Origin of the sequence: Streptomyces sp. NPDC091280, from assembly GCF_044768565.1 — a bacterium.
Taxonomy (GTDB): Bacteria; Actinomycetota; Actinomycetes; order Streptomycetales; family Streptomycetaceae; genus Streptomyces.
Genome location: NZ_JBIVUZ010000039.1, coordinates 1 through 5,353, shown reverse-complemented (window position 1 = coordinate 5,353; position 5,353 = coordinate 1). Strand labels below are relative to the sequence as shown.

Here is a 5,353-nt window from a genome sequence, read left to right as displayed (position 1 = left end):
GGCGATCCCCGGCCAGACGGACGCGTTCTTCCGAGAGCTGCTGCTGTTCGTACTCACGTGTGCTCCGGCAACTCGGCTATCCGGCTTGGGAGTTGGACTGTATCGCGGTGGCTCAGGACTATCGCCAGGAATCGTGGGCGAGTTGGTCGCCAGGCTGATTCGCCTCAAGAAGCTTCTGGATGTCGGTTACGTACACCGGCTGCGGCTTCCCCCTCACGGTGGTCCACATCGGATGGACTTCAACAGTGGCCAGGCTGGCTGCCAGGCCGGCGTCCTCCCACATTGTGTTCAAGGCGTAGGCCAGGCGGCGGAGCAGAAGGCGGGTAGAGTCGGGATCGAAATACCGCTTCGGCGGCAGGAAGGTCGCGCCGTGCCCGGCGAAATTCCGCAACTCCACGTAGTGCTGCAGGTTGTGCGGTAGGGCTGCAACATGCTGGTCGCCGTGGTTCTTCAGGTACCTCACGCCCCGGTGGAGCGCCTTGCTGGGGCCGACATACTGAGGGTCGTTCTCATCTGTGCGGGCACCAGTGACGACCCTGCCAAGCAGTTCGGTGGCGTCCAGGGCGAGGAAGAGAGCCCCGAGGTGGTACCCCTCCTTGAAGTTGAGCCCTGCCGCCTGCATGAACTCGCGCATCACACCACAGATGTATGAAGCCTTGCCTTCGTAGGGTGTCAGCCCGGTAGCAAGGCCCACCTTGTCCCACTGATCCTTCTCATGGGCGAGCGGGACGGCGTGCCGGGCGAGCAAGGGGCGGTAGTCCATACCGTCATGCTCCGGCCGGTACTGATCCAGAGCAAGGAGTTTCCGGTCGCAGGACAATATGGCCCACTTCCGACCCGGGGAACGTCACGTCGACTGGCGGAGACCCCGAAGATCGCCCTCGGACCAATGGCATCGGGCCCCTGGCTACTCCTCAGAAGCCAACTACGTCTGAGTGAAAATGGCCGAAGGCCGTGGGTTCGTGTTTTCCGAAGGGGGCTCAACGCCGAACTGGAGTGACCCCGTAGGTTCCGACACTTCCGTTTTATGCCGCGAGGTCCAGCCGTTGGTGGAAGCGGGTCCTCGCCTGGTGCGGCGTGATGTAGCCGATCGTCGAGTGGAGCCGCTCCCGGTTGTAATACTCAGCGATCCACCGGAAAACGTCCTGTCGAGCTGCGGCCCTGGTCTCCCATACGGCCGTACCGATCTCGGCTTTGAGAACGGCGAAGAAGCTCTCTGCTGCGGCGTTATCGAAGCAAGACCCGGTCCGGCCGGTGCTCTGACGGATGTCCAACTCGGCCAGAATTTCACGGAATTGGCGCGACGTATATTGCGAGCCGCGGTCCGTGTGGAAGATAGCGTTCCCAGCCGTGTGACCGCCGGCATGAGCCATACGGATGGCGTCTACCACCAGTTGAGTGCGCATATGCTCAGCCATCGACCAGCCCACGACCTCCCGTGTGCACAGGTCGATTACCGTCGCCAGATACAGTCAGCCCTCGGCCGTCGGCAAATAGGTGATGTCGCCGACAAGCCTCAAGCCCGGCATCGGAGCCGTGAAGTCCCGCAGAATCAGGTCCGGCGCGGGCGGCGCAGCGCGGTCCTGTTTCGTCAGGCACCGCGACTTCCGTCGCGTTACCCCGGAGATCTCTCGCTCCCGCATGATCCGCGCGACACGTTTGTGGTTCACGACGTGGCCCTGCTGGTGGAGTTTCCGCGTGATCCTGCGGGCTCCATAGGCGCCCCGGGAGCCGGTATGGATGTCCCGGACACGGCGGGCCAGGTCCTCTTCCGCGTCGGCCTTCTCCTGCCGTGCCTCCTTGTTTGCATGCCAGGTGTAGTAGCCGGAGCGGTCCCATCCCAGGACGTCGCACATCCGCTTGACGCCCTGGGCGTTCCGGTGCTCGTCGACGAAACGGAAGCGGATCACCGTGTCGTCTCCCGCGCGAAATAGGCGGCGGCTTTCCGGAGGATCTCGTTGTCCTCCCTCAGCCGCGTGTTCTCCCGCCGCAGGCGCGTGAGCTCGTCCTTCTCAGCCGGGGTCATGCCGGCATCACTTCCGCCGTCCGCTGCTTCGCGACGGGCCTTGTCGTCGCGGACCCACTTGCGCAGTGTTTCGAGATGGATGCCCAGGCTCCGGGCAATGTCCGTGAGGGAGCGGTCCTTCGAGGAGTGCACCAGGTCCAGTGCATCCCGCTTGAACTCCGGGGGGTAATTCTTCCGCTTTGCCACCATGGATCACTTCCCCTGGATGATGAAACATCCAGCGTCCAGGTGTCGGAATTTCGGGGGTCACTCCACTCCTGGCGGCGTCCCTGACCGAGAACACAGGAAGAATCGCTTGCCAGTTGAAGAGCAGGCTCCTGTTCAGCTCGAAGCCCGGAGAAACGCCCACCTTCCTGGAGTTCTGGCCTCCGACTGCCTTGGATCCGGCGGAAATGGCCGAGTGGGAGCCTCGCATCCTCGAAGGGATGAGCACACCCCCTGCCGCCACAGCTTCACTGGCCCTGTTGCTGGGGCTCCTGGCCATGAGCTTCTTCAAGAACCGAAGCAAGAACGAGGAGAGCACGACGGGTTGATACCGGAGGGGAGGGCTGCAGGCAGCCCTCCCCTCCCGGCGGCGCTTACGCGCCATTGAAAATCTTCCCGAGGTTGATCTCCCAGAGGTCGCGCTCAAGCTTCCCCCAGCCCATCACCTGACGGATCCGGCCGAACGCTTCCCCGAACGCGGCGATCGCCACCTGGACCGTGCTGTCCAGGACGACGGGATCCAAGTGCCAGTACAGCTTGGCCTCTCCGTTCGACGAGACGCCGGGCGCCATGAAGTTCATCAGGGCATAGAGCTCGCCATGGGTCACCCCTGAGTAGACACGGTAGACCGACTCGGCCGAGTCGTTCGGGGGCAGCACCGCCCTGAGCATCTGGGCGGTCTGGACAGTGGCCGTTTCCGCCTGCTCGCCCTCGATCACCGGCCGGTTGCCCGAAGTGGGCTGTCCGATGTTCAGGTCCGCGACCCTCTGCAGCACCCGGGACTCCTGCTGGAGCGCGTCAGTCACCATCTGGCTCACGTCCATGCCCTGGGCAACCTGCTTGGCACGGCGGGCGCTCGTCAGGCTCAGCACCAGTTCGCGGCACACACGCCGACGCACACCAATCCCCGGCTCCATCAGCCACCACACCGTCGACGCGATCTCGACCGCGGACCGCGCGACGACCGTCGGGCCGATCACCGGCATCTGGTTGGCGAGCATTTGCCGCAGGGCCCCCAGATCGTCCAGAACCGCGGTCATCAGGATATTGGCCGCCGCATACGCGGTCCGGGGCGGACGCTCGCCCCAGGGGCCGTTCCGACCAGTCTCATTGAGCTTCTTCAGCGTTGCCGCTCAAGGGTGAGGATGGCCTTGGCGATTGACGTCATGCGGTTCGGGCTGCACCGGGACCTGCGGAAGATGCGCCAGGACTTCAGGCGTGCGACGCCGCGTTCGACCGGTGCTCGCGCAGCGGCCAGGGCTCGGTTGAGGGTCTTTTCGGTTGAGGTGAGTTCCTGTAGCGGCCTGCGTTTGATGCCGGTGGTCACCCATGGGCCGCCGCCCTGGTAGGCGAGGTCGGCCAGGATGGGAACGCCCTGGCGCTCGCAGATCCGGATGATCCGGTGGGTGCGGGCCGCGGTCAGGTCGTGCGTGCGGCCCGGCAGGGCGGGTGAGAGCCACAGCAGCCGGCCGCCGGGGTCGGTAACGACCTGCACGTTCACGCCGTGGCGCCGGTGCTTGTGGGAGTAGTCGGCGCGTCCGTCGCCGACCCGGTCGCACTCGGCGAGGGTGCCGTCCAGCAGGACGAACTCGGGGTCCGCCTCCCGCAGAGCACGCAACAGACCTGGCGCACGGGCGGCCAGCAGCTCGATGACCGCGCTGGTGTAGGCGTGCGCGATGCCGACCGAGATGCCGAACCCGGCGGCGATCTGTGTGAGGGGCTCGTGCTTGCGCAGGTACACCAGAGCGACCAGGGCACGCTGGTGCAGTGGGAGCTTGCAGCGGCGGTCACCCTCGCGGGTGACGATGAGCATGGTGACCCCTTAAGAATGCTGGTGGTCCGGGAGGACTGGGTGTGGCTGATGGTGACCTGCCGTTGATGGCTTGGAGTGAGTGGCCGCCCGGTCCTTCGGGACGCTCCGGCTGCTGATTGAGAACTGCGGTCATCGCTGGTTAAGGGCTTGGCGGCGGAGTGTTCCCGGACCCAGAGAGTGCTGGTGCCTTGGGAACGGAGCGATGATGGTGACGGAACGTCATGAGCAGGTCTGGGTCGGCATCGATGCCGGTAAGGCCCACCACTGGGCGGTCGGAGTCAACGCCCGCGGAGAGAAGGTGTTCTCGAGGAAGGTCGTCAATGGTGAGGACGAGATCCTGGCCCTGATGGTGGCAGCGTGCGAGATGGCCGACGAGGTGCGGTGGGCGGTGGACATCTGCGGCCGGGCTTCGAAGCTGCTGCTTGCACTGTTGATCGCTCATGGCCAGAGCGTGGTGTACGTGCCGGGACGCACGGTCAACCGCCTGTCCGGGGCTTACCGCGGCGAAGGGAAGACCGACGCGAAGGACGCCCTGGTCATCGCCGATACCGCGCGTATGCGCCGGGACTTCACATCCCTGAGCCTCCCGGACGAGACCGTGGCCAATCTCCAGCTGCTCACCGCTCACCGGGCCGACCTGATCGCCGACCGGGTACGGCTGATCAACCGCCTGCGCGATGCCCTCGTTGGCATCTGCCCTGCTCTGGAACGAGCCTTCGACTACTCAGCAGCCAAGGGACCGGTCGTCCTGCTAACCGAGTACCAGACCCCGGCTGCCCTGTGCGAGGCAGGCGTCAAACACCTTGCGGACTGGCTGGCACGACGTTCGGTGCGCAGCGCAGCCGAGGTCGCCGCCCGCGGGGTCGAAGCGGCCCAGTCCCAGGTGACGTCTCTGCCGGGCGAAAAGCGCGCCGCCAAACTCGTGTGCGACCTCGCTCATCAGCTCCTCGCACTCGACGAGTGGATCAAAGACACCGACCGCGAGATCCGCGAGTCCTTGCACCTCGACGAGCGCGCCGAGGTCATCGAATCCCTGCCGGGTATGGGCCCCATCCTCGGGGCCGAGTTCCTCGCCATCGTCGGAGACCTGTCCAACTACGCAGACGCCGGCCACCTGGCCGCCCACGCCGGACCGGCAACCACCACCGGCCCAAGCGCTACCACCGCCGCCTACGACACGTCCTCTACATGGCCGCTCAGACCGCCATGATGCGCCCCGGCCCCTCCCGGGACTACTACCTCAAGAAACGCGCCGAAGGATTGCTCCACGTCCAGGCCCTGCTCGCCCTTGCACGCCGCCGAGTCGATGT

General features: G+C 65.5%; 6 protein-coding genes and 1 pseudogene. 1 reads left to right on the top strand and 6 read right to left on the bottom strand.

Features of this window, described 5'->3' with window-relative positions; all coding sequences use genetic code 11:
* Positions 1–118: 118 nt before the first annotated feature.
* From ACIQPR_RS49040 to ACIQPR_RS49015, 6 genes are all read right to left on the bottom strand, one after another.
* Entirely contained in the window at positions 119–763 is a 645-nt protein-coding gene (locus ACIQPR_RS49040; RefSeq protein WP_403664353.1) for a hypothetical protein, read from the bottom strand.
* Between the two features lie 262 nt (positions 764–1,025).
* Entirely contained in the window at positions 1,026–1,466 is a 441-nt protein-coding gene (locus tag ACIQPR_RS49035) for an IS3 family transposase (protein ID WP_403664356.1), read from the bottom strand.
* Positions 1,467–1,472: 6 nt separating this feature from the next.
* A complete protein-coding gene (locus ACIQPR_RS49030) occupies positions 1,473–1,910 on the bottom strand; it encodes an IS3 family transposase (protein WP_403664350.1) in 438 nt (145 codons plus the stop codon).
* Positions 1,907–2,215, bottom strand: coding sequence for a transposase (locus ACIQPR_RS49025; protein ID WP_403664347.1), 309 nt, complete (start codon positions 2,213–2,215; stop codon positions 1,907–1,909). The genes ACIQPR_RS49030 and ACIQPR_RS49025 overlap by 4 nt, the downstream gene beginning before the upstream one ends.
* A 389-nt stretch (positions 2,216–2,604) precedes the next feature.
* Positions 2,605–3,270, bottom strand: coding sequence for a hypothetical protein (locus ACIQPR_RS49020; RefSeq protein WP_403664344.1), 666 nt, complete (start codon positions 3,268–3,270; stop codon positions 2,605–2,607).
* An 80-nt stretch (positions 3,271–3,350) separates the two neighbouring features.
* Positions 3,351–4,043 (bottom strand): transposase family protein, encoded by a 693-nt coding sequence (locus tag ACIQPR_RS49015; protein ID WP_403664341.1) that lies wholly within the window; start codon positions 4,041–4,043, stop codon positions 3,351–3,353.
* Positions 4,044–4,251: 208 nt separating this feature from the next.
* Here ACIQPR_RS49015 and ACIQPR_RS49010 point away from each other — a divergent pair.
* Positions 4,252–5,353: pseudogene (locus ACIQPR_RS49010) on the top strand (IS110 family transposase); the annotation flags it as partial.